At 64.1% G+C, this 22668-nt stretch carries 22 protein-coding genes, 1 tRNA gene and 1 pseudogene; 13 read left to right on the top strand and 11 right to left on the bottom strand.

The window, feature by feature from the left end; genetic code table 11:
- The first annotated feature begins 3 nt into the window (after positions 1-3).
- Complete coding sequence (locus tag KXR83_RS12135; RefSeq protein WP_437425069.1) at positions 4-666, top strand: MBL fold metallo-hydrolase; 663 nt, start codon at positions 4-6, stop codon at positions 664-666.
- A 13-nt stretch (positions 667-679) separates the two neighbouring features.
- Here KXR83_RS12135 and KXR83_RS12140 read toward each other — a convergent pair whose 3' ends face one another.
- The 4 genes and pseudogenes from KXR83_RS12140 to KXR83_RS12155 all read right to left on the bottom strand — a co-directional run bounded on the left by KXR83_RS12140 (position 680) and on the right by KXR83_RS12155 (position 2081).
- Positions 680-1123, bottom strand: a complete 444-nt coding sequence (locus KXR83_RS12140; protein WP_437425070.1) for a DUF2752 domain-containing protein — start codon at positions 1121-1123, stop codon at positions 680-682.
- The gene (locus KXR83_RS12145; RefSeq protein ID WP_437425363.1) at positions 1120-1305 is read right to left on the bottom strand and encodes a TM2 domain-containing protein; all 186 of its coding nucleotides are present in this window, start codon (positions 1303-1305) and stop codon (positions 1120-1122) included. Before KXR83_RS12145 ends, KXR83_RS12140 begins: the two co-directional genes overlap by 4 nt.
- Before the next feature lie 33 nt (positions 1306-1338).
- Positions 1339-1557 (bottom strand): annotated as a pseudogene (locus KXR83_RS12150) (hypothetical protein); the annotation flags it as partial.
- A 104-nt stretch (positions 1558-1661) separates the two neighbouring features.
- Complete coding sequence (locus KXR83_RS12155) at positions 1662-2081, bottom strand: NINE protein (RefSeq protein ID WP_437425071.1); 420 nt, start codon at positions 2079-2081, stop codon at positions 1662-1664.
- A 293-nt stretch (positions 2082-2374) separates the two neighbouring features.
- Between KXR83_RS12155 and KXR83_RS12160 the strand changes: the two genes are divergently transcribed.
- The 5 genes from KXR83_RS12160 (at position 2375) to KXR83_RS12180 (ending at position 7549) form a co-directional block, all read left to right on the top strand.
- Positions 2375-3742 (top strand): acyl-CoA dehydrogenase family protein, encoded by a 1368-nt coding sequence (locus KXR83_RS12160; RefSeq protein ID WP_437425072.1) that lies wholly within the window; start codon positions 2375-2377, stop codon positions 3740-3742.
- Between the two features lie 51 nt (positions 3743-3793).
- A complete protein-coding gene (locus tag KXR83_RS12165; protein WP_437425073.1) occupies positions 3794-5017 on the top strand; it encodes an acyl-CoA dehydrogenase family protein in 1224 nt (407 codons plus the stop codon).
- Positions 5018-5382: 365 nt separating this feature from the next.
- Complete coding sequence (locus tag KXR83_RS12170; RefSeq protein WP_062798752.1) at positions 5383-5715, top strand: transglycosylase family protein; 333 nt, start codon at positions 5383-5385, stop codon at positions 5713-5715.
- Between the two features lie 121 nt (positions 5716-5836).
- Complete coding sequence (locus tag KXR83_RS12175) at positions 5837-6424, top strand: TetR/AcrR family transcriptional regulator (protein ID WP_437425074.1); 588 nt, start codon at positions 5837-5839, stop codon at positions 6422-6424.
- 9 nt (positions 6425-6433) lie between these two features.
- Positions 6434-7549: a glycosyltransferase gene (locus tag KXR83_RS12180; protein WP_437425075.1), complete on the top strand. Its 1116-nt coding sequence runs from the start codon at positions 6434-6436 to the stop codon at positions 7547-7549.
- 47 nt (positions 7550-7596) lie between these two features.
- Here KXR83_RS12180 and KXR83_RS12185 read toward each other — a convergent pair whose 3' ends face one another.
- The 4 genes from KXR83_RS12185 to KXR83_RS12200 form a co-directional block, all read right to left on the bottom strand.
- On the bottom strand, positions 7597-9405 hold the full coding sequence (locus tag KXR83_RS12185) for a hypothetical protein (protein ID WP_437425076.1): 1809 nt from the start codon (positions 9403-9405) through the stop codon (positions 7597-7599).
- Between the two features lie 3 nt (positions 9406-9408).
- A complete protein-coding gene (locus tag KXR83_RS12190; RefSeq protein WP_437425077.1) occupies positions 9409-10035 on the bottom strand; it encodes a signal peptidase I in 627 nt (208 codons plus the stop codon).
- Positions 10036-10145: 110 nt separating this feature from the next.
- Positions 10146-10751 (bottom strand): SipW-dependent-type signal peptide-containing protein, encoded by a 606-nt coding sequence (locus KXR83_RS12195; protein ID WP_437425078.1) that lies wholly within the window; start codon positions 10749-10751, stop codon positions 10146-10148.
- A 471-nt stretch (positions 10752-11222) separates the two neighbouring features.
- The gene (locus tag KXR83_RS12200) at positions 11223-12455 is read right to left on the bottom strand and encodes an ammonium transporter (RefSeq protein ID WP_437425079.1); all 1233 of its coding nucleotides are present in this window, start codon (positions 12453-12455) and stop codon (positions 11223-11225) included.
- Between the two features lie 209 nt (positions 12456-12664).
- Between KXR83_RS12200 and KXR83_RS12205 the strand changes: the two genes are divergently transcribed.
- From KXR83_RS12205 to KXR83_RS12220, 4 genes are all read left to right on the top strand, one after another.
- Positions 12665-13825, top strand: a complete 1161-nt coding sequence (locus tag KXR83_RS12205) for a TerD family protein (protein ID WP_437425080.1) — start codon at positions 12665-12667, stop codon at positions 13823-13825.
- 133 nt (positions 13826-13958) lie between these two features.
- On the top strand, positions 13959-14354 hold the full coding sequence (locus KXR83_RS12210; RefSeq protein WP_030164422.1) for a phage holin family protein: 396 nt from the start codon (positions 13959-13961) through the stop codon (positions 14352-14354).
- Positions 14354-14650, top strand: a complete 297-nt coding sequence (locus KXR83_RS12215; protein ID WP_030164424.1) for a DUF3618 domain-containing protein — start codon at positions 14354-14356, stop codon at positions 14648-14650. The genes KXR83_RS12210 and KXR83_RS12215 overlap by 1 nt, the downstream gene beginning before the upstream one ends.
- Positions 14647-14916, top strand: a complete 270-nt coding sequence (locus KXR83_RS12220) for a DUF4235 domain-containing protein (protein ID WP_437425081.1) — start codon at positions 14647-14649, stop codon at positions 14914-14916. Before KXR83_RS12215 ends, KXR83_RS12220 begins: the two co-directional genes overlap by 4 nt.
- Before the next feature lie 91 nt (positions 14917-15007).
- Here KXR83_RS12220 and KXR83_RS12225 read toward each other — a convergent pair.
- Together KXR83_RS12225 and KXR83_RS12230 are read right to left on the bottom strand one after the other, a co-directional pair.
- A tRNA-Met gene (locus tag KXR83_RS12225) sits at positions 15008-15081 on the bottom strand.
- Between the two features lie 87 nt (positions 15082-15168).
- On the bottom strand, positions 15169-18174 hold the full coding sequence (locus KXR83_RS12230) for a UPF0182 family protein (RefSeq protein ID WP_437425082.1): 3006 nt from the start codon (positions 18172-18174) through the stop codon (positions 15169-15171).
- Positions 18175-18460: 286 nt separating this feature from the next.
- On the opposite strand from KXR83_RS12230, the gene KXR83_RS12235 reads away from it, so the two are divergent.
- Complete coding sequence (locus KXR83_RS12235) at positions 18461-19066, top strand: PPA1309 family protein (RefSeq protein WP_437425083.1); 606 nt, start codon at positions 18461-18463, stop codon at positions 19064-19066.
- A 33-nt stretch (positions 19067-19099) separates the two neighbouring features.
- Here KXR83_RS12235 and KXR83_RS12240 read toward each other — a convergent pair whose 3' ends face one another.
- Positions 19100-20167 (bottom strand): YlbL family protein, encoded by a 1068-nt coding sequence (locus tag KXR83_RS12240; RefSeq protein WP_437425364.1) that lies wholly within the window; start codon positions 20165-20167, stop codon positions 19100-19102.
- Between the two features lie 91 nt (positions 20168-20258).
- On the opposite strand from KXR83_RS12240, the gene KXR83_RS12245 reads away from it, so the two are divergent.
- Complete coding sequence (locus tag KXR83_RS12245; RefSeq protein WP_033335711.1) at positions 20259-21629, top strand: zinc-dependent metalloprotease; 1371 nt, start codon at positions 20259-20261, stop codon at positions 21627-21629.
- 102 nt (positions 21630-21731) lie between these two features.
- A complete protein-coding gene (locus KXR83_RS12250) occupies positions 21732-22637 on the top strand; it encodes a hypothetical protein (protein WP_437425084.1) in 906 nt (301 codons plus the stop codon).
- The last annotated feature ends 31 nt before the right edge of the window (positions 22638-22668 follow it).

Genomic DNA, 22668 nt, shown 5'->3' on the forward strand with positions numbered 1-22668 from the left:
ACCATGCAGATCACACACTTCGGGCATTCCTGCATCCTGGTCGAACACGACGGCACCACAATCCTTTTCGATCCCGGCAACTTCTCACACGGGTTCACCGGACTGACCGGGCTCGACGCCATCCTGATCACGCACCAGCACCCCGACCACGTTGATGTCGCGGCGTTGCCAGACCTGGTCGCAGGCAATCCCGACGCGGTGTTGTACGCGGATCCGCAGACCACCCGTCAGCTCAACGACGACGACGTCGCAGGCTCGTGGACCGCAGCGCACCCGGGCGACGAGTTCGCCGTCGGCGGCCTCACGGCTCGCATCACCGGCGGCACCCACGCGGTGATCCACCCCGACATTCCCACCATCGACAACGTGGCCTATCTGCTGGGCGACGACGTCGGTCGGGCACAACTGATGCACCCCGGGGACTCGCTGTTCGTGCCGGACGTGGAGGTGGACGTGCTGGCCATGCCGACCATGGCGCCGTGGATGAAGATCAGCGAAGCGATCGACTATCTGCGCGCAGTCTCGCCGAGGGTGGCCTTCCCCATCCACCAAGGACTACTCGGCAATGCGGGCCTCAAGATGCACTACAGCCGGCTGTCCGAGATGAGTGATCCTGCAACCGACTTCGTTGTCCTGCCCGGGGAGGACGCGCTCGACCTGACGTGACGGCTTCAGCCGATCACGAGACGTCGGGGAACAGACCACCACCGACGACCTGGTCGACGACGCGCGCGATTCCGTACCCGATCCACAGTGCGATCACCGCCCAGAGAACGGGATGCTTGACGGCTCGCGCGAGACCGGCCACCGATCGTCGCCGTGCGAGCAGAACGCCGGCGAGCGCTACGAACACGATGGTCGCGGCAAGGCTGATCGGGCCGAAGAAGTTGTAGGCGAATGCATCAGAGAACTGGCCGTGGGCGGCAGCCGTCCAGCTGCGGGTGAGCCCGCAACCGGGGCAAGGCAGCCCGGTGACCAGCCGTACCGGGCACAGCGTGGGCCCCGATGTGCTGAGAGCGGGGCTGATCAGGAACGCCGTGGCGACCGCACCCAGACCGAGACCGGCGGCAACCCGAACATTTCGTTCGGACTGCCGCCGGTAGGTTGTGGGCTTGGCCGTCACTTCAGCGGTAGACCATTCGAGTCCGGAAACTTCCGGACCGCAATCAAGATGATGTCGATAAGCCACCAGATGTAGAGGCCCCCGCAAGTCAGCAGCTTGAGAATTCCGAGTCCAGTCTGCCCGACGTAGAAGCGGTCGACGCCCAGCCACCCGAGAAAAATCGACAAGAGAAGGGTCGTCAACCAATCCTTGTCAGAGAATATGCCTGGCACCTGGCTGACTGGAAACCAGTTGCTCTGTTCGGTTCGGACCTGAGCATTCGGTGCAAGTTGACCCGAGCGAGCGAGACCCTGTAGGTCCCGATAACTACACGGGCGCTGTTCCTGCCCGAGAACAGACACGTAGTACGTCTGGCTGTAGATGTCATTTGGCATGCCGCCTGGGGGCGGCGGTAGATAAGGCGGTACAGGAGGTTGCGTCATATCACACACCATAAGCGAAAAGCGCTGCGCACAAGACAGTTACAGCGGCCTAATCACCTATGGTGATTAGGCCTCCACTTGTAGGTGAACGACGTTGACATTAGTCGCAGCAGTATTCACTTAAGGGGCAGACCGTTGGAGTCTGGGAGCTTGCGCATGGCGATCAGGATGAGGTCGATGAGACTCCAGATTCCGAGACCGCCACAGGTGAGCAATTTGGCGACTCCCAACCCCGTGTAACCGAGGTAGAAGCGGTCGACGCCGAAACCGCCCACAAACAGGGAGATTAATAATGTAGTGAGCCATTCCTTGTCAGAGAACAGGCCGGGCACCTGAGAAACAGGGAACCAGTTGCTCGACTGGGTGCGCACCTGCGTCTCGGGCTTGACCTGTCCGGAGCGGACAAGCCCGGCGAGGTCCTGGTACCCCATCGGGCCCTGCTCCTGGCCGAAGATCGAAGCGTAGAAGGTGTCGTTGTACGGGCCGCCCTGCGGCTGGGGTGGCGGTGCCGGATACCCGGGAGGAGGTTGTGTCATGAGGAGCAGGATATGGCACGGGACCGGGCTTGCGCTGGTCCTGGACCATTTTCTGAACATTTGAATGACGGCCGGTCAAAATCCTCGTGAGCTGCGCAAACAATAGTTCGCATTGCTAATCGGTTGGTAGTTGCACCCTTCTGCGGCGGCCGGCCCGAACGGGCGCGTGACAACCGACCTTACTGAGTAGTAAGGTCCGTGCTGTCCGCTTTCTTACCGACCGGTAAGATCGGTGAGACGCGGTCTTCCGACCGACACCTCACGCCCAACACGTAGAAGACAAGCTGGTGAGAATGAGCACTCATACCGAGCCCCGCGACACCTCCGCTGTGGGCAAGAACCCCCACCGCCGCAGCGCCATCGGAGCAGCGATGCGAGTCCTGACCACGGTGACCGGCTCCGATTTCGCCGACAAGTACAAGATCCGCGAACCACTGAATCGCATCGCGTACGAGGGAACCAAGACCGGGTTCAAGACGATCGGCGCCGCAACCCGCGCCTTTTCCCGCGCCCAGGGTGGCGACAAGGCGAAGCGCCTGTCCACCACACCCAAGGACTACTTCAACCTGTTCCCCGACGACGAACAGAAGATGATCGCGGACACCGTCAAGGAATTCGCGGGCGAGATCTTGCGCCCCGCAGCCCACGACGCCGACGCCGCAGCCGCTGCCCCACCCGAGATCCTCGCTCGCAGTGCCGAACTCGGCATCACGATGATCAACGTGCCCGAAGAGTTCGAGGGCGCCGCCACCGAGCGTGGCGTGGTGACCAACTCGCTCGTCGCCGAGGCGATGGCGTATGGCGACATGGGCTTGGCACTGCCGCTGCTGGCACCCAGCGGTGTCGCCACCACGCTCACCCAGTTCGGCAGCGACGCGCAGCAGAAGACCTACCTGCCGGACTTCGCGGGCGAGAACGTGCCCCAGGCCGCCGTCGTCATCGCCGAGCCACGGCCGCTGTTCGACGCAATGTCGCTGCAGACCAAGGCAACCCGGGTACCCAGCGGCTACCGCCTCAACGGCGTGAAGTCGTTTGTGCCTGCTGCGGCGTCTTCGGAACTGTTCATCATCGGCGCACAGCTCGATGGCCGCCCCGCTCTGTTCATCGTCGAGTCGAACTCCAAAGGTCTTGTCGTGGAGGCAGATCCCGGTATGGGTGTGCGCGCCGCCGGCATCGGCCGACTGCTGCTCACCGACGTGACCGTGCCGGCCACCGCATTGCTCGGTGAAGAAGAAGGCGACAGCGCCTTCGCCGACTACCGCGACGTGGTCCGGCTGGCCCGGCTCGGTTGGTCTTCGCTGGCAGTCGGTACAGCCCATGCCGTCCTCGACTACGTCATCCCGTATGTCAACGAGCGAGAGGCGTTCGGGGAGCCGATCTCCAACCGTCAGGCCGTGGCATTCATGGTCGCTAACATGGCGACCGAGCTCGATTCGATCCGGCTTGTCACCCTGCGTGGAGCTGCTCGCGCCGAGCAGGGACTGTCTTTCGCCCGAGAAGCGGCGCTGGCCCGCAAGCTCACCGCGGACAAGGGTATGCAGATCGGTTCGGACGGAGTGCAATTGCTCGGCGGACACGGCTTCACCAAGGAACATCCGGTCGAGCGCTGGTTCCGCGATCTGCGCGGTGCGGCCATCGGCGAGGGCATCGTCGTCATCTGACGACCGCTCCCCCATCCGACCCGACACACTTGCACAGAAAGACATCAAGCCATGGCAATCAATCTCGAACTTCCCCGGAAGCTGCATCAGACGGTCGACCAGGCCCATCAGGCTGCGGCGCAGATCTTCCGGCCCATCTCACGTAAGTACGACCTCCGCGAACACGACTACCCGGTCGAGCTCGACACCCTGGCGAGTCTGTACGACGGGCTCAATGAAGCGGGAGCCGCCGGAGCCGGCGCCGACGGCGGACGTAGCCAGCAGAAGAACAAGAAAGAACTCCCCGCTGGCGCAATCGTCAACGGCGGCAACATGCAGTCGGTGCTCAACACGATGGAAACCTCGTGGGGCGACGTCGGTCTGATGCTGTCGATCCCCTATCAGGGGTTGGGCAACGCCGCCATCGCGGCCGTCGCCTCCGAAGAGCAGCTCCAGAAGTTCGGCAAGGTATGGGCAGCGATGGCCATCACCGAACCCAGCTTCGGCTCCGACTCTGCCGCGGTCTCGACCACCGCGACCCGGGACGGCGACGACTACATCATCAACGGCGAAAAGATCTATGTGACAGCCGGATCCCGCGCCGACCACATTGTCGTCTGGGCCACCGTGGACAAGAGCGCCGGCCGTGCGGCGATCAAGAGCTTTGTCGTTCCCCGTGAACACGAAGGTGTGACGATCGAACGTCTCGAGCACAAGCTCGGCATCAAGGCTTCCGACACTGCCGCGATCCGTTTCGAGAACTGCCGCGTCCCGGCCGAAAACCTCTTGGGCTCACCAGAAGTCGACACCAAGAAGGGTTTCGGCGGGGTCATGCAGACCTTCGACAACACCCGCCCGATGGTTGCGGGAATGGCGGTCGGTCTGACGCGGGCGGCGCTCGAGGAGCTCCGAGCACTGCTCGAAGAAGCAGGCGTGGACATCGACTACGACAAGCCGGCCAACAACCAGCACGCCGCTGCAGCAGAGTTCATCCGGATGGAATCGGATTTCGAAGCCGCATACCTGCATTCACTGCGGGCAGCGTGGATGGCCGACAACAAGGAGCCGAACTCCAAAGAGGCTTCGATGTCGAAGGCGAAGGCTGGGCGCACGGTCACCGACGTGACCACCAAGGCCGTCGAACTGGCGGGCAGCCTTGGTTATTCGGAACGCTCCCTTTTGGAGAAATGGGCCCGCGATTCGAAGATCCTCGATATCTTCGAGGGAACCCAGCAGATCCAGAACCTGATCATCGCACGTCGAGTTCTCGGGAAGACGAGCGCAGAACTCAAGTGATCTGATGGACGAAGGACCCCGTCCGCATCGAGGGGTACGGACGGGGTTTTTTGTTGCCTCGGGCGCGGTTTGAGGCGTGATCCGCCCGCCCGGAGCATGTGCCACATCACATTTGACCCGTGGCGACGATCACATTTTCTCGATTGCATCCCCGGCCTGCAACGCCTCGAGAACACCGATCTGACCAGCATTGACGACGAAACATCAAGTGCCCGAACCGTACGTTTGTACCCAACACCCCGACGTGACCTCAACCCTTCGAGTACGTAGCGTCGCTGAACGTGTCGTAGAAGACGGCAACACGAAAGTCCTGGAAACAACGATCCCGCTCGCCTGAAGTCTGGGCAAGCGGCAGAGGAGGAACCATGACCAACATGCGCAAGCTTGCCGCCCGCACGGCGATCGCCGGAGCCCTGACGCTCGCACCGATGGGTGCGTTCGCAGCAACTGCCTCGGCCGAAGGTGCCCACAACTGGGACGCCGTCGCACAATGCGAGAGCGGCGGGAACTGGGCCATCAACACCGGCAACGGCTACTACGGCGGACTCCAGTTCAGCCAGTCGACCTGGGAGGCCAATGGCGGCGTCGGCGTTGCGTCGGACGCAAGCCGTGAGGAGCAGATCCGAGTGGCCGAGAACGTGCTCGCCTCGCAGGGTGTCGGCGCTTGGCCCGTTTGCGGGCAGTACCTCTACAGCTGACCCCAGCTTGAACCGATCTCGCCCGGACCGCACCCGCGGTCCGGGCGAGATTCATGTGAGGACCTCATTTCGAGGTAGCGCACGTTGACACGAAATGACTCGACGGTTAGCGTCGGATCCGATGAAAACGACGCGAAACTACGTCATGCGTTCGCGTGCCGAGTCCGCCGGTCTGACCCGGCGGCGGGCACTGGAGGCCACCGTCGCACTCGCCGGTGAGAAGCCGTTCGCAACGATTGTGCTCCCTGAGGTCGCCGCGCGGGCGGGCGTGAGTGTGCAGACCGTCCTGCGCCAATTCGGTAGCCGTGATGGTCTGCTCGATGCCGTCACAGAGTTCGTCGCCGAACAACTCCGATCACATCGATCCAGTCCCCCGGGCGACGTCCGGGCCGCTCTGGAGGTGCTGTTCGACCACTTCGACGCCCATGGGGACGCGGTGATCATGCTCCTGGGTCAGGAGGGGTGGGACCGCCGCGCCGCCCAGCTCACCGAATCCGAACGTCAGGCCCACCGCGCGTGGGTGAGTACCGTCTTCGCCCCACAGCTGGCCGACCGGTCCGCTGCGGCACGGACCGAGCTCATCGACATGCTGGTGGTGGCGACCGATGTGTACACCTGGAAGCTGCTGTGCCGTGACCGCACGTTGTCGAGGAGCACAGCGCAGCGCCGGGTATCGCGAATGGTGTCGGCGATACTCGCGGCTGCATAAGCTCAGGCCGTGCCGACGCCGACCCAGCCCGCCCGGATTCTGTTTGTCACCTTCGACGCGGGAGGGAACTTTCCGCCGGTCATCACGCTCGGGCGGGAGTTCGCCCGGCGGGGTCACCACGTGACCGTTCTCGGCCACGCACAGCAGAGGCGCAAGGTCGAGGCCGCCGAGTTCGAGTTCATTGCGTACTCGAACGCGCCGTCGTGGTCGTCCAGCCGACACAAGAGCACCGCGTCCACGCTGTGGGGCTACCTCGCGCTCTTCACCGCCCGGACTCTGGTTGATGACGCCGTCACTGCCTCACGTGCGGCCGACCTGGTGGTTGTCGATTGCATGCTGTTGCCGGTGATGTCCGCGCTGAACGCTCAGCCGCAGCCGACCATCGCCCTGTTCCACGCCTACTACGCCTATCTCGACGGGCCGTGGCGCCGCGGCCCCATCGGAGTGGTCGCCCGGCTGCGCGGCTTGAGTTCACGTCGGATCTGGGGTTCCACGGATCTGCAGGTGGTGATCTCCGACCAGGCACTCGATCCTGCCGGCCGCCGACACGGCGCAGCAGGCAACATCTTCTGGGCCGGGCCCGCCGAACCGGCCGCCAGACCCCTCACCCCGCGCACTCCCCCAACGGTGTTGGCCAGCTTGAGCACCACCTATTTCCCGGCCCAGCAGCAGACCATGCAGAACATCCTTGACGCTTCGGCCACCCTGCCCATCCGGCTGATTGCCACCACCGGGCCCGCCATCGACCCGTCCCGGTTGCGCGTGCCCGCCAACGCCGAGCTCCATGAGTTCGTCCCGCATGCCGACGTCCTGCCGGAGTGCGTCGCGGTCATCGGTCACGGTGGACACTCGACAACGTTCCAGGCCCTTGCCCACGGACTTCCACTCATCGTGATGCCGATGCACCCACTGTTGGACCAGCCGATGGTGGGTCGATCGGTGGCCAGAGCGGGTGCGGGAATCGTCCTGCGGAAAAAGGCGTCGGCCGCTCGTATCGCCTCGGCGTTGTCGCGGATCCTCGACGAGCCCGGCTATTCCACATCGGCGCAGGCGATCGGTGACCGTCTTGCCTCCGGCGACGGCACAACGCGAGCGGTAGATCGAATGCTCGCCGAACTGCCGTGAGTGTCGCTGTTCGATTAGCTTGCGTCACAGACGATTCACGTCTCGAGTCACTCATCCGGCTCGGTTGATCCCGGTATCTCCTTGTCGCTCCCCTCGCTCTGCTCAGAGTCCGGAGACGCCGACGGCGGCGAGGCCGACGGTGAGGTAGGCAACTCTGATGTGGGTGGCGGGGACGGGGCCTCGGACGGCGACGCCGCCAGGACCGGCAGCGATATCACCCATCCAGCTGTGCCGTTCGGTCGCCACAGCACGGGCGCGACAGGATCGGGGACCGCGAAGATCACCCAGCCGGCGGAGGTTTGGCCTGGAGTCAAAGAGGAAAGCGTTTGCCCGAGAGATCCACACGGCTGACCCCAGCTCGAAACCGACGTGCCAGAACCGTTGCCCTGACTGAACTGAGACGACTCCATACCATCCAGCGCGTAGTCACCGGTTTGCGTTGACGGGGTCACCGTCATGCGCACCGCCACGGTCACCGCGGGAGAAGTGTTGCAGCTCTGGTCAACAAGCACCTCGTCGATACGCGCTGCGCCCAAGTCAGCACCATCCGTGCCGACAAGGGCGAACTCTTCCCCGGGTGAGGGTGTGGTGGGCCCGACCGGGACCATCAGCGGTGGTGAGGGTTCTGCGGTATCGACCGGACCTTCCGGCGGCGGTCTCACCGGCATGGCCTCAGCAGTGTCGGACGTGGTTGTGGTCGAGCCTGTTTCGTCAGGTGATGGCGTGTTGATCGGCGTACCGGCCGGGCTCGGATCAGCAGTAGAAGTTGCGGGGTCAGTACCACCGCAGTCGGCTGTCCCGTCATCTACTGGCGCGTCATCTACTGGCGCGTCCTGGTCAGCGTCCACAGCGGGCGGGGCCGGCGTGGTGGTCGGGGTGCCTGTCGTCGTGGTGGGAGCGGCTATTTCCTCGCCCCCGGCAGGCACAACGGCCGGACACGTGGCCTGCGCCGCCTGGCGCGAACTCAGCGCCGACGGGGCGCTCAGCGGCGGGGGCTGACCTGCGGTGCCGCATTCGGCGCGGGCGAGGACAACGTTGCGCAGATTCACTTCCGGAGTCAGCGTCGCGAGCACGCGTGGCTGGGTCCACGTCATGATCAGCTCAGACCGGATGGAGGTCGCAGTCTGGTCGACCTTCCACCAGATCCACATCTCCCGTACCGTTCCTACCCCGTAGCTGGGCGGCCCGTTGGCGACAGTCGGAACGGAAACTTCGCGCACGAACAATCCGTTGTAAAGAAATGTCACCCGCCCGCTGGGGGTCGGAGCCAGTAGCTGACCCGGTCGACAAGAAGTCGACAATCCAACGGGACTGCTGACCCCCAACAAGCTCACCCCAAGTAAACCGTCGCCTTCGTATTTGAAGTTCAGATTCGATGTCCTGGTGGCTGCGCTCGAAATGGCGTCGGCCGGCGGAGATCCACACTGTGCCCCGGCAGCGTGGCGCGCACACTGCGAGGAGGTCAGGCTGAAGTCCACACTGCCCGGCCACGGCAATCCACCGTTCGATGTGCTCGACGACGTCGAACTCCCCTGTTGGGGAGCAGCACGGGTCACCGAGCCACCCGACAATGTAGCAACCGTGCTCAGCGGTGAACGGCTGGGGCGCTCGATGGTGCCCGCTCCCGCTGATGCCCGTGCCCACCCTGTGGGTACGTATGCCGGGTCGACACCGAATGTGCTTGCCCCCCAGACTTTGTCTCCCCAGGCGGCCAGAGTCCGGTCGGCGAACGCCCCGGTCAGTGCGGACGCGCCGACGACGGCCAGGATTGCCAGTGCCGCCACCCCGATGAGACGTCGGCGGTGCCGCTGCCCAGCACCTCTGTCGGTGAGCGCCTTGCCGTGATGGCCACCCACTGTTCAGGCCTCGATCCGCGACTGGGCGCCCGCACCACGTTCGGGCACTGAGATCCGGGCGCCGGAAACGCCATCATCGGGATCGACGTCGTCCTCGTTCTTTCGCGGCCAGAAGGCCCACAGCACCAGCAACGCAGCGCCAATGGTGATCGCCAGTAAGACAAACGGATTCGACAGCCAGATGACGCCCTTGGCAAGACCCGGTACCGACCATAGGACCTTGCGTACCTCCTTCACCTGATAGCCACCCGGGTCGTCGAATGAATTGGCATCACCACGCATTTCGAGCATCGTTGTGCCGTCGGCGCCCGGCGAGGTCTTGATCACCCGGTGCGTGATCGGCAACTGACCCGGCCGTTTGACGGTGACCACGTCGCCCACTTCCACAGACGCCGCCGGCACCGTCTGCACGACGGCCAGCGATCCCGCCGGGATGGACGGCGCCATCGACCCGGTCTTGAACATGATGAGCGAGACGTTGAACACCACGGCCAGAACAACCATCACGATGCACGCGAGCCCGCCCACCGCGAGCAGGTTCATGATCACACTGCTGACGACCGACAGCGCGGATCGCCGTCTCGGCGCTGACGATGGTTCGGCGTGGTCGACCGGATCAGCATGAAACATCAATGACTCCTATAGATTTCCGGACTTCACGACGCGGACGCGCACGACATCAGGGCTACCGGACCGCCGGGGCTCTGCAATGAACCACTGGCCCGGCGGCCGGCAGATGCCTATGGTTCGACGCTGGTTGCCTTGAACTCCCAGAGAACCTGCCCTGTTGTCGACGTATCGAGCAGCGCCGCGTCAGCCGGCAACGTCACAGTGAAACAGAAGTGCCGCGGGGTCATGTCGCCGTTGAGGATGATCGGGGTGCTTCCGCCCGCCGTTGCGACGCTTCCACCTGCGGGCCAGCCTGAGGGCGTGGTACCCGCGACGCTGCAGCTGGCGGCCTCGGTGACGGTGAGTTCGAGTTCGCCGGCCAACGCAGATGTGTTGCCCGACGGAGCGAGGGTCACCGACGCATTCAGTGCCGATACCGCCGGCCCGACCCGCAGCGACACCGGGGCTTTGACCGATTCACCGGGCGTGAGGCTCGTGGCATCGGCCAGCGGGAATGTAAACGTGCCGGCCGTCGGCCCCGTTGCGAACTCACCCCAGCTGGTGCCACCGTTGAAACTGCCCTGAACGTTCCATTTGTCGGTGGCGAACTCGCTCTGGCCCCAGACGGAATCACTCCAGGCCGCAAGTGTCACCGCTGCTCCCACACCGAGCACCAAACCCGCCGCAAGAATCGCTCGGATCTTGCGGCGATTACGTTTTGTGACCGTCAAACTCATAATTGAACCTCGCCTACACAAAAGGGCCAGCCAGTCCGACCCGCTTGCCCCGAGTATGAAAGTAAGGAACCAGAAAGTTTCGCGGAATGCGATTTTTATCTTCAATTTCTTGAAAGCAGTCAGCGCATTCTTTCCACGGCATTACCCGACCACATCAATTGAATAGTGCCTGATTCCAATAATAGGCAAGGCGTCAATTAGACCAACGCAACTGCGGCTGACGTACACTTTGATGAGCGCGAATGGAGTCAGACGCACAACTCAGACTAACAATGGCGGGACGTGGACCGCCCATGCGCACTCGCCCAGACATAAAGGCGGCGACCGTTCGCCCGAAGGTTCATCGCAGCAACGTCGAACGGCAATTTCTGAACGTGACGATCATATCGACCGAATTACGGAATACCCGATTCGGCTGATTGACATTGGCCGATTAGCCATTTGTGTTGATCCCATCCCCAGAGGTGGCGATCAGCGTTCGAGGTCGGCGTAGGCAGTCTCGGCGTGCTCGGAGAAGTCGACCCCTTCTCGTTCATCTTTCGCCGACACCCTGAACCCGATGGTCCAATCGATGACCTTCCCGATTCCGAATGACATCAGGAATGTGTAAAGAGCTACTGCAAAGATGGCGATCACTTGTTTACCCAGCAGAGCCAGTCCGCCGCCGTAGAAAAGTCCTTCGGCATCGGACGTCATCATCGAAGTCGCGAAGAGTCCGATGAGGAAGGTGCCGACCACACCACCGGTGAAGTGCACGCCGACGACATCCAGTGAATCGTCGTAGCCGAACTTGAACTTCCACAACACGACGTAGGCACACACGATTCCGGCTGCGAGGCCGACAACGGCCGCGCCGAGCGGCCCCACCGATCCACACGACGGTGTGATCGCCACCAGCCCGGCGACAATGCCCGACGCGGCGCCAAAACTGGTCGGGTGCCCATCACGATTGGTCTCGACCACAAGCCAGCCGACCATTCCCAGGCCGCCCGCGATCAAGGTGTTGAGCAGGACTGCTGCCGCCATGCCGTCGGCCGCGAGCGCAGAGCCTGCATTGAAGCCGAACCATCCGAACCACAACAGTCCCGCGCCGAGCAGCACAAAGGGCAGATTGTGCGGGCGCATCGTGTCGTGGCGGAATCCGAGGCGGGGCCCCAGGACGAGGGCGAGTGCCAGCGCCGAGGCACCCGAGGTCACCTCCACCACCAGACCGCCCGCGAAGTCGAGCGCCCCGAGCTCGGCGATCCAGCCGCCCGGACCCCAGACCCAGTGCGCCACAGGCGCATAGACCAGCAGTGTCCAGATCGGTACGAACACGATCCAGGCGACGAAGCGGGCACGGTCGGCGATGGCCCCACTGATCAATGCCGCGGTGATCACAGCGAACGTCAGCTGAAACGTCACGAACAACAGGGTCGGGATGGACCCGTGCAACGACTCCGGCCCGATCCCGGCCAGCCCGAACGAATCCACGCCACCGATGAGGCCGAACCCCGCGTCGTCGGAAAACGCAAGGCTGTAGCCGGCGACCAGCCACGCGACCGCGACCAGCGGGATGGCGATGAAGCTCATCATCATCATGTTCAGCACGCTGAAGCTGCGCACCATGCCGCCGTAGAACAGCGCCAGCGCCGGAGTCATCAGAAGAACCATCGCGGTCGAGATAAGCACCAGTGCAGTGGCAGCACCATCGAGCTCGGGCACAGGAGCCCTCCGTGTTCTGTGAAGAGGTGAGTGGTTGTGCTCGAAGGACAATAACCGGCACCCGATCCGCCCCGACGGGCCGTGGCGTATCTGGCCGGAGGTATCGAATCGACAACACACCCACACCGATCGCCGGACTTCGGTAGCTTCGTGGCGACAGTCCTTTCCCGGGCCCACAGGCCACGCGTCGAACAAGGGCGGACCGCGACATGAGCATCCCGATGACTACGGGCGCGAACACCGCGTTGCAGGCCGCCGAAGTCCGCGTCGAGGTAGGCGTGAGCGGGCGGCAACTGGACGTGTCGGCGCTGTTGGTGACCCCGTCGGGCAAGGTGCGCAGCGACGCCGACCTGATCTTCTTCAACGCGCCCGTCGGGCCGGGGCTACGTCACATGCCCGGTACCGCCCATGGTCCCGATGCCGTCTGCATCACCCTGGCCGCCATCCCGTCGGCCATCGACAAGGTGGTCATCACGGCCAGTCTCGATCCCCCGGCCACCACGTTCGCCGGGACGAATCCACATGCACGCGTCATCGATGCGGCGAACGGTGACGTGCTCGCCACGTTCGACCCGCCAAACCTCTCCCGCGAGACCGCCCTGATCGTCTTCGAGGTCTATCGACGCGGCGGCGGATGGAAGCTGCGTGCGGTCGGGCAAGGCTACGCAGACGGATTGGCCGGGATCGCAACAGATTTCGGCATCAGCGTGGACGACCCGGCCGAGACTGCGCCGACGGTGGAGCCGGTAGCGGTTCCCGCCGTCCAGACGACTACCCCCACCGACTCGGCGAACCATCGGCCGAACCTCGACAAAGGTCACGTGGTCCTCGAAAAACGCCAGTCGGTGGTGCTGACGAAGTTCGGCAAGCCCCTGCTGAGCAAGGTCCGGATGGGACTCGGGTGGGATCCGGTCGCGGGCAAGGGCCGGATCGATCTCGACGCGTCGTGCATCGCGTTCGATGCGAACCGCAAGGTCGTGGCGACCTGCTGGTTCTTGAAATTGTCGATTCTCGATGGCGCGGTGGCACATTCGGGTGACAACCTGACCGGCGCAGGTGAGGGCGACGACGAGGTGATCTCCGTGGACCTGGGGCGCTTGCCCCATTCGGTCACCGGCCTGGTGTTCACCGTGAACTCCTTCTCGGGCCAGCGATTCACCGACGTCGGACGGGCCTTCTGCCGGCTCGTCGACCACGGGAGCGGCCAGGAGATGGTCCGATTCGAACTCTCCGACTCAGGACCCACCACCGGGGTCCTGATGTGCAAGATGGTTCGTGAACCATCCGGCTGGGTGATGACCGCGCTGGGCGAATACGCCGACGGAAAAACGGTGCGCAAGATGAAAAAGCCCGCCGCCGCGGCACTCTGAAGGGTCACATCGTCTTTTGTTGTCCGGTTTGCTCACATGTTGCGCTGGGTAATCACCGCCTGTCCGTGACTCGCGGCTCGGTAGGTCGGCTGAGCTGATCACTGCGTCGCAGCCCGCAGTCAAAGGAGGAACGATGAATCAGCCCCCACCGACAGATCTCTCGACCGTCCAGTTGATCGAACGCCTCTCCGAGCAGACCTCCACCCTCGTCAAAACAGAAGTCCGGAACGCACTCGATGAGGTGAAGACAAAAGGTACAAAGCTCGGCATCGGCGTCGGCATCTCCGGAGCAGGTGCCCTGTTACTGCTGTTCGGATTCGGAACACTCATCGCAGCGGCCGTCCTGGGGTTGGCCACCGCGGTGGACCCATGGCTCGCCGCACTCATCGTCGCGGCCGTGCTGGTCGTCATCGGAGCCATCGCTGCCGCAATCGGCGCGTCTCGTGCCAAGAAGGCCGTGCCGCCGGCGCCGCAGGCAACCGTGCACAGCATCCAGAGAGACATCAACACCGTGAGGGAGCATCTCTGATGAGCGAACCGACGTCATCGGGCGCAACACCCGAACCCGGAACCACTGCGCCCACCGATGTGCCTCCGGTCGAGGAACAGCGCGCCGAACTGGCCCAGACTGTGGACGCGTTGGCGCAGAAGTTCGATGTCCCCACCCGCGTCAAAACGGCTGCCGCAGACACCGCCCACACCGCGCAGATCAAAGCCAAAGACAACCAGCAGGTCCTGGCGACCTCCGGCGCGATCGGGGCAGTGCTGCTCGTCCTGCTCGTTGTTGTGCGTCGTCGCCGTTCGAAGAAGAGGGAGATCGTATGAGCGCCGTGTCCAAAGCCGCCTACAAGCCGCTGTCGATAGCTACAAGCGTGCTTGGTGGTGTTGCGGCGTCAGCCGCATTCGGTCAGGTCTGGAAGCGTCTGGGCAATGATGCCAAGGCACCTGATCCCAAAGACCTCCAGAGGAGCAACACCGAAGTCCTGGTCGCCGCTGCACTGCAGGGCCTGATCTTCGGCCTCGTCAAAGCTGCGGTCGATCGGGCCGGTGCGCGTGGCTACAAGGCGGTCACCCACGAAGACCCATCCTGATCGAGGGCCCTTCGCCACCGACTGGAACACCACCCCTGACATAGCAAGAACCCGCGTTCTGCGTGATGCAGAACGCGGGTTCTTGTCTTCGTAGCGGGGACAGGATTTGAACCTGCGACCTCTGGGTTATGAGCCCAGCGAGCTACCGAGCTGCTCCACCCCGCGGCGGTGAACACAACGTTACAGGCGGGCACCTGCGAAGTGCAAATCGCCCGCCTGTAACGCCGGTCACGCTTCTGAACTGGGCAAATGCTAGCCCGTCGGCAGATTCTCGTAATCGCGCACCGCAGCCTGCAGATCCGTCTGTGCCTGACCGTAGGCGGTGAAGTTACCCGCCGAGAGGGCCTGCTGCATGGCGGTCAGCGCATCGTCCATCCGCTTGACGATCGCGTCTCGCTGGGGTGACGGCGGTACCGCGGCCTGACCGTCGGCCGGCGGCGGCGTCGGGGTCTGCCCCTGCTGCGGTGGAGTACCCGGCTGAACCACCGGCGCGCTCTCAGCCCCCGGGATCTGCGTCACGGACGACGGATCGATCCCGACACCCGCGAGCGCTGCCGCGACGGTGGGCGCATAACCCACCCGAGGCGGCTGGCCGCTGCTGTCGTCGTACCGCACGATCACACGGACCAGACGCGGGAACGTACCCGCTGTCGACTTCGCCTGCGCGTACATCGGCACCACGTTCAGCACCCCGTTGTCACCGACCGGCAACGTCAGCAGGTTGCCGAAGGTGACGTCCGCGGTGTTCTCGAGGTTCTTGCGGCTCTCTGCCACGCGGGTGTCGGTCTCCATCGCACTGAAGACCTGTTTGGGACCTTCACGCTGCGTGTTCGGTGGGAGATTCTTGATGGTGATCTGACCGTAGTTCTCCGGGTCGGAGGACACGGTCACGTACGCCGCCAAGAACTCCTGCTTCAGGACGTTGAACACCGACGTCAACTGGAACGAGGACCTCTTGGTCTCAGGATCGGAGGCGACGAAGTAGTACGGCGGCTGATCGAGCCCCCGGGTGACCGCAGCGCTGTCCGTCGGATCGGCAGGCACCGACCAGAAGGCGTCTCCCTGGAAGAACGTCTGCGGGTTGGTCACGTGGTACTTAGTCAGCAGCTGACGCTGGATCTTGAACAGATCCTCCGGGTAGCGCACGTGGTCACGCAGGTCTGCGTTCTCCGCGTTGTCGAACTCCGCGCGCGACTTCACCGAATCAGGGAACACCTTCATCCAGGTCTTCAGGACGGGGTCCTTGTCGTCGAACTGGTAGAGCGTGACCTCGCCCGAGTAGGCGTCCACGGTGGCCTTCACCGAGTTGCGGACGTACGAGACCTGCCGGTTGACCTGAGTGCGTCCGGTCTGGCCCTGATTGAGCTGCTGCGCATCGGTGGTCGCATCTTCGAGCGACGTCTTCTGCGCGTAAGGGAATGCGTCGAGAGTGGTGTACCCGTCGACGATCCACTTGACCGAGCCGTCGGACATCACGGCCGGATAGGTCTTCGAGTCGACGGTCAGCCAGGGTGCGGCCTTCTTGACTCGGTCACGAGGATCACGGTTGTAGATGATTTTCGACTCTTCGTTGATGGCCCCCGAGAGCAGCAGGTTGCGCTCGGTGTACTTCACCGCGTAGGCAAATCGGTTGAACCAGTTGGACAACGGCACGCCGGCGTCGCCCTGGTAGGTGTACTTGGGTGTGTCCGCGGTGTCGAACTCCCGCGGCTCACCGGTGTTGCCGACGATCGCGTAGTCGGGATTCACTTTGGAGATCAGTTCACCGAAGTAGATACGCGGCTGCGTCACCTTGATGGGCGCGTTCGCCTTGTAGTCGTCGGTCTGATAATTACTCAGATCACTGACGTTGAAGACGGGCTCACCGCCACCGTTGACGTCGCTCTCACTGGAGACGGCTTCGTTCACCGTGTTCGCGGGAGCGGCGATGAAACCGTTGCCGTGGGTGTAGACGGTGTGCTTGTTCAGCCAGTTCTGCTGGTTCGCCTCGAACCTGGTGGGGTCGAGTTCCCTTGCTGCGACCACGAAGTCACGCATTTCGCCGTCGACCGTGTAACGGTCGAGGGCAAGTTGGGAGGGGAACCCGTAGAAGTTCTGCTGCCTCTTGAGCTGAGCGAAGGCCGGCGAGACGATGTTGGGATCGAGGAGCCGGATGTTCGACAGGGTCGGTGCGTCGGCGTCGACCTGGTTGGCATTGGCCGGTTCGCCGGTCCAGTTCGCCTGGGTTTTCACCCTGTCGTCACCGATTCCGTAGGCCGCCTTGGTGGCCTCGATGTTCCGGTTGATGAACTCGGCTTCCTTCTCGGCCGCGTTGGGCTTCACCGAGAACTGCTCCATGGCTGCGGGCCAGCCCACGCCGATCACCAACGCAGACAACAACATCATGGCGGTGGCGAGGGCAGGGATACGAAGGTCGCGAAGAACCACGCCGGCGAAGAACGCCAACGCACAGATGATGGCGATCGCCATGAGGATCAACTTCGACGGCAGCACCGCGTTGATGTCGGTGTAGCTGGCGCCGTTGAAGATCTCCTGCTTACGGGTGCTGCTCAGCAGCGTGTACCGGTCGAGCCAATACGCAACGGCCTTGAGCAACAAGAACGTACCGGCGATGACCGCCAGCTGGATACGCGCCGCGTTGGTCAGCGTTCCGCCGCGCCCGGCGAGACGGATCCCGCCGAAGATGTAGTGGGTCACCAAGCTGACGACAAACGCGATCACCACAACGACGAACAGGTAGTTCAGCACAAAGCGGTAGAACGGCAGGTCGAAGGCGTAGAAGCCGACATCGAGGCCGAACTCCGGATCCTTGGTACCGAAACTCTCACCGTTGAGGAACATCTGCACGGTGGACCACGAGCCTTGCGCAACCAGGCCTGCGAGAAGGCCGACCAGCAACGTCGGGATGATGGCGAACCACCGGATCCGGCTCATCACCACGGTGCGGTAGCGCGCGATCGGATCGCCTGGCCCACTCGTCGGAACGAACACCGGCCGGCTGCGATAGGCGAGCCACAACGCACCGAAGATGATCAGCCCGGCGAGGGCGCCGCAGATACCGAACAGCGCGATGCGCGTCCAGATGATCTTGCTGAAGACCGAGCTGTAGCCGATGTCCTTGAACCACAACCAGTCGGTGTAGATGGTGATGAGCCTCGGCCCCACCAGCAACACCACCAGAACGATGACGGCAGTGGCTATGAGCGCCTTGCTTCGCCGCGACAACGTCGGCATTGCTGCCGGACCCCGGATTCCCACGTGTTCTACTCCAACTTTTATGCCGGGGGCACCGCACCCGGTCTTGACCAACACTTTACTTTGCGGCGCCCCGCTGCCTCGCTGAGCGTTGAAAGCCGAGAGAGCGGCCGGTATCGGCCCCTCTACTCCGCATTACTTAGAACAGTACCGATCGCAGCTGTGAACCGTCTTGTGCGTGTATGGCGTTGCTCACCGGCGGGTGGAAACGTGGGTCCGGGGGCCGCTGACAGGTGTGTTCGACCGGATCATTCGCCGCATACGGAGCCGTAGATGTCACTATTGTCCGGTGACCGATCCGCAGCCGCCCGTCCTCTCCCCCGACGCACTGGGAAGCGCGATCCGAGAAGTCGTGGAGTTTGTCGACGCCGCGGGGTGGGGTCAGCCGCCGCAGCTGTTCGCGCTCGTGCCCACCGCGTTGCTGGCAGACACCCAACCGGACTGGGTCGACGACCACGACACGTCCGAGCTCACGCTCATCGAACAGGCCCCGCTGCCCGTGTCGCCCGACAGTGGCATGGCCGAACTCGAGCATGTGCTGGCCACCACCAGCTGGCCACCGGAAGTCGAAGGGTGCGCCCTGGTCCAAGAGATCATCGTGTTGCCACCGGAGGCCGAGAGCGATCTGGACGAGGCGCTGGGCCCGCTGCTCTCCGATCCCGACGCTGCCGACCACGCTGCGCGCAGCGCCGCCGAAGCGCATCCGGAGAGTCGCGGGGCGCGTCTGGCCGCAGCGGTACTGCGTGACGGACGGGCATTGAGCCTCCTGCAGCTTGCTCCGGGCACAGAAGATGATCCCGACGCCCCGATCGAATTGCTGCAACATCCCGAGTTGGCGCCCAGTCTCCTGGCCGCGCTCGCCGGGACACTGGAGAACACCCCGCCGGAGGAATAGTCGGAGGAGCAGTCGTCGGAGCTGGCGCGTCGGTCAGCAGCCCGGTGGCGTGCGACCCGCTTCGAGATCCTTCAAGCCGTCCACGGCGTTCTGCAATGTGTCGACCTTGACCAGGGTCAGACCGTCCGGTGTGTCCGATTTCGCTTCGGCACAATTGCCGGACGGAACCAGAAACGCTTCGGCCCCCGCATCTTTCGCAGCCCGCATCTTGTGCGTGATGCCGCCGATCTCGCCCACGTCCCCATCCGGGGTGATCGTCCCGGTGCCGGCGATGAAGTCGCCGCCGGTGAGTTCTCCGGGGCTCAACTTGTCGATCACGGCCAACGTCAGCATCAACCCGGCCGACGGTCCGCCGATGTCACCGACGTTGAAATCCACGTCGAGCCCGGGGTCGCCGTTCTCCTCGGCGAGCGTGATGCCGAGGATTCCCTTCGACTTGTCGTCGGGATTGGCACCCAGGGTCACCCGCACCGTGACCGGATTCCCATCGCGTAGGACGTCGAGCGTCACCTCGGTGCCGGGGGCGAACCGGCCGAGCTCGGCCCGCAGGGCGTTCGGGTCGTCGACGGCCACGCCGTCGACCGCGACGATGTCGTCGCCGGGTTCGAGCTTGCCCGCCGACGGTCCGTTGTCGTCGACACCACCGACCACCTGTTCCACCGGCCGCCCCAGATAGTTCAGTGCGGCAAGCGTCGCGGAGTTCTCCGAGCCGGTCATCTGCTGCTTGTTCTCTGCGTCCACCTCGTCGTTGGACTTGCCCGGCGGGTAGACCCGGTCGCGCGGCTGCAGCTCATCGTCACCGGAGAACCAGAATCCCATCGCCTGGAACAGCGTCAGGTTGTCGGTCACCGAGACGGTGGTCAAATTGAGGTTGCCTGTCGTCGGGTCGGTCTGCGTCCCACCGATCGCGACGACATCGATCATCTCGCCGTTCGATCCGTCTTTCAGCTGGCCCAGCGTGTTGACCGTCGGACCCGGTCCCAGTGCCACGTAGGGCACCTTCACCAGCGTTCCCAGCAAGACGAACGCAACCAGGAACGCCAACGCCACCAGCAACGTGGTGACCCGCCGGTATTCCGGGGCAACTCTGAGGGACTGCATTTTCACCAGGCCCAGCGTAGAGGGTGACCGTTCGCCGAGAGCGGATGGATTCGCAGGAGGATCCGGGCGCATGCGCCGGTACCGTAGAGGTATGAATGACTTGCCTTTCGGTTTCTCTCCTTCGTCCGGCGACGACGGGGACGGTGACGAGCGCGGCAAGAAACCCGGCGATTTCGATCCCAATCAGCTCGGGCAGATGCTCTCGCAGCTCGGTCAGATGTTGTCCGGCATGGGAGCCGGTATGGGCACGGGCGGCGGTGGAGAGCCGGTCAACTACCAGGTGGCGACCTCGCTGGCCCGCCAGCAGATCGGCAAACACACCCCGGTCAGCGACCGCGAGAAGTCTGCGGTCACCGATTCGGTCCGGTTGGCCGAGGTGTGGCTCGATGCCGTGACCACACTGCCCGCTGGAGTCACCACCACCGAGGCATGGACCCCCGTGGACTGGCTCGAGAAGACCCTGCCGGTGTGGAAGACGTTGTGCAATCCGGTCGCCGAGCAGATGGCAACCACCTGGTCCAAGAACTTGCCTGAAGAAGCTCGAGATTTTGCCGGCCCCATGCTCGGTATGGTCACCCAGATGGGTGGAATGGCCTTCGGAACCCAGCTCGGGCAGGGTCTGGGCCAGCTCGCGAAGGAAGTACTGACCTCCAGCGATGTCGGATTGCCGCTGGCTCCCACCGGAACGGCTGTGCTGCTCCCCGAGGCGATCGCCGCGTTCAGCGAGGGCCTGGAACAGCCCAGCCAGGAGATCATCGTGTTCCTGGCGGCGCGCGAGGCCGCCCATGTGCGCTTGTTCTCGCACGTGCCCTGGCTCCGCCAACGCCTGCTTGCCACCGTCGAGGAGTACGCGCGCGGGATCTCCATCGACTTCTCCGGCATCCAGGACGCCGCAGCGGGCATCGATCCGGCCCAACTGTTGTCCGATCCGAGCAAGCTTCAGGACCTCCTCGGTGGTGGCGCGGCGTTCGAGCCGAAGACCAGCCCCGCTCAGGAGCACGCCCTGGCCCGCCTGGAGACACTGTTGGCGCTTATCGAGGGATGGGTCGAAACCGTTGTCTCGCAAGCTCTCCACGACCGCATCCCGTCGGTGGGTGCGCTCACCGAGACGATGCGCAGGCGACGGGCCACCGGTGGACCGGCCGAGGAGACCTTCGCCACCCTCATCGGACTCGAACTACGTCCGCGCAAGCTGCGCGAAGCCGCCGACCTCTGGCGCAAACTGCTGGAATCGTCGGACGTCACGACGCGCGATGGCGTGTGGGCGCACCCCGACCTGGTTCCCGACGCCGACGACCTCGACCATCCGGCGGCGTTCATCGACCGGGTGATCGGTGGCGGAGTAGACGCCTTCGACGACCCGATCGCCCAACTCGAGAAGACCATTGCGGACGAGGCCAAACGCGCCGAGAAGCGCCCGCCCACCGACGACGAGGGCGATCAGAAGTCCCCGGGCGCCTGAGTTCCACCGGCCCACATACGTCCTGCTCAAGCTGCATTTTGCCCTGTGGATAACTGACGTCAGCAGGCGTCGGTCCCCATGTCGCGGTGGTTGAGTGGCGGCATGGCTGTTGTGATGTCTTTGCCCCGGCTACGGCCGGAGACGGTGATCGTGCTGCGCCCGGGCGGCCGGGTGCAGGTCGGATGCGACCCGGAGACCGCGGTTGTGCTCGAACCGCCGGTTCACGTTTCCCCAGCCCGTCTGGCCGGACTGCTGCGGTGGATGACCGGGCCCCGGTCGGTCACCGAGGTGACGGCCGCAGCGGCGGACATCGGGCTCGACCTCGACGAGGTCCGCGGCATTCTCGACCGTTTGGTTGCTGACGGGATCGGACACCACGCCGCACACGTGAGTTCCCACCGCCCACTGACCATCCGTGTGCACGGCTCGGGACCACTGGCGAGCGCAGTTGCCAAAGCGGTCGGCGCCGGGGGCCACCGCGTTCGGCAATCGGTTCGGCGACCTCGACTCGCACCTGACCACCCGGACACGGAGAAGGCCTTCGCGACCTGGTCGGCCGATCTTGTTGTGCTGACCGACTTCCTCACGCACGACCCCTGGCTGATATCGGATCTGATGAAGTCGCGGGTTCCGCACCTGACCGTCCGTCTGCGCGACGGGTCCGGAGTGATCGGGCCACTGGTGTTGCCCGGGCTCACGAGCTGCCTCGTGTGCGCTGACCACCACCGGCGCGACCGCGACGCCGAGTGGCCCATCGTCTGTGCCCAGCTGTTCGGTCAACGCGGGTGGGCCAGCCCGGCGACCATCGCGGGCACCGTGGCCCTCACCGTGGCACAGATCGAACACATCACGGCTGTCACCAGCGCTGCGGCGTCGGCGTCGCCATCGCCGGAACACGATCCACCCACCACTGTGAACGCGACGATCGAGTTGCGACCGAATGCAACATCTCTGCAGATCAGACAGTGGACGCCGCACCCGCTATGCGGTTGCGGCGTGCCGGCGTGATCTAAGCTCGAAGAATCGGGAAAGGGGAACA

The organism is Williamsia muralis (genome assembly GCF_051487485.1).
In the GTDB taxonomy this organism is placed as follows: Bacteria; Actinomycetota; Actinomycetes; order Mycobacteriales; family Mycobacteriaceae; genus Williamsia; species Williamsia muralis_B.

Excerpts from the sequence above, each read along its gene's own strand:
- KXR83_RS12165 (WP_437425073.1), top strand. The coding sequence starts at position 3,794 with ATGGCAATCAATCTCGAACTTCCCCGGAAGCTGCATCAGACGGTCGAC.
- KXR83_RS12220 (WP_437425081.1), top strand. The coding sequence starts at position 14,647 with ATGAGCGCCGTGTCCAAAGCCGCCTACAAGCCGCTGTCGATAGCTACA.
- KXR83_RS12190 (WP_437425077.1), bottom strand. The coding sequence starts at position 10,035 with ATGTTTCATGCTGATCCGGTCGACCACGCCGAACCATCGTCAGCGCCG.
- KXR83_RS12215 (WP_030164424.1), top strand. The coding sequence starts at position 14,354 with ATGAGCGAACCGACGTCATCGGGCGCAACACCCGAACCCGGAACCACT.
- KXR83_RS12175 (WP_437425074.1), top strand. The coding sequence starts at position 5,837 with ATGAAAACGACGCGAAACTACGTCATGCGTTCGCGTGCCGAGTCCGCC.
- KXR83_RS12195 (WP_437425078.1), bottom strand. The coding sequence starts at position 10,751 with ATGAGTTTGACGGTCACAAAACGTAATCGCCGCAAGATCCGAGCGATT.
- KXR83_RS12170 (WP_062798752.1), top strand. The coding sequence starts at position 5,383 with ATGACCAACATGCGCAAGCTTGCCGCCCGCACGGCGATCGCCGGAGCC.
- KXR83_RS12160 (WP_437425072.1), top strand. The coding sequence starts at position 2,375 with ATGAGCACTCATACCGAGCCCCGCGACACCTCCGCTGTGGGCAAGAAC.
- KXR83_RS12210 (WP_030164422.1), top strand. The coding sequence starts at position 13,959 with ATGAATCAGCCCCCACCGACAGATCTCTCGACCGTCCAGTTGATCGAA.
- KXR83_RS12240 (WP_437425364.1), bottom strand. The coding sequence starts at position 20,167 with ATGCAGTCCCTCAGAGTTGCCCCGGAATACCGGCGGGTCACCACGTTG.
- KXR83_RS12205 (WP_437425080.1), top strand. The coding sequence starts at position 12,665 with ATGAGCATCCCGATGACTACGGGCGCGAACACCGCGTTGCAGGCCGCC.
- KXR83_RS12245 (WP_033335711.1), top strand. The coding sequence starts at position 20,259 with ATGAATGACTTGCCTTTCGGTTTCTCTCCTTCGTCCGGCGACGACGGG.
- KXR83_RS12135 (WP_437425069.1), top strand. The coding sequence starts at position 4 with ATGCAGATCACACACTTCGGGCATTCCTGCATCCTGGTCGAACACGAC.
- KXR83_RS12250 (WP_437425084.1), top strand. The coding sequence starts at position 21,732 with ATGGCTGTTGTGATGTCTTTGCCCCGGCTACGGCCGGAGACGGTGATC.
- KXR83_RS12155 (WP_437425071.1), bottom strand. The coding sequence starts at position 2,081 with ATGACACAACCTCCTCCCGGGTATCCGGCACCGCCACCCCAGCCGCAG.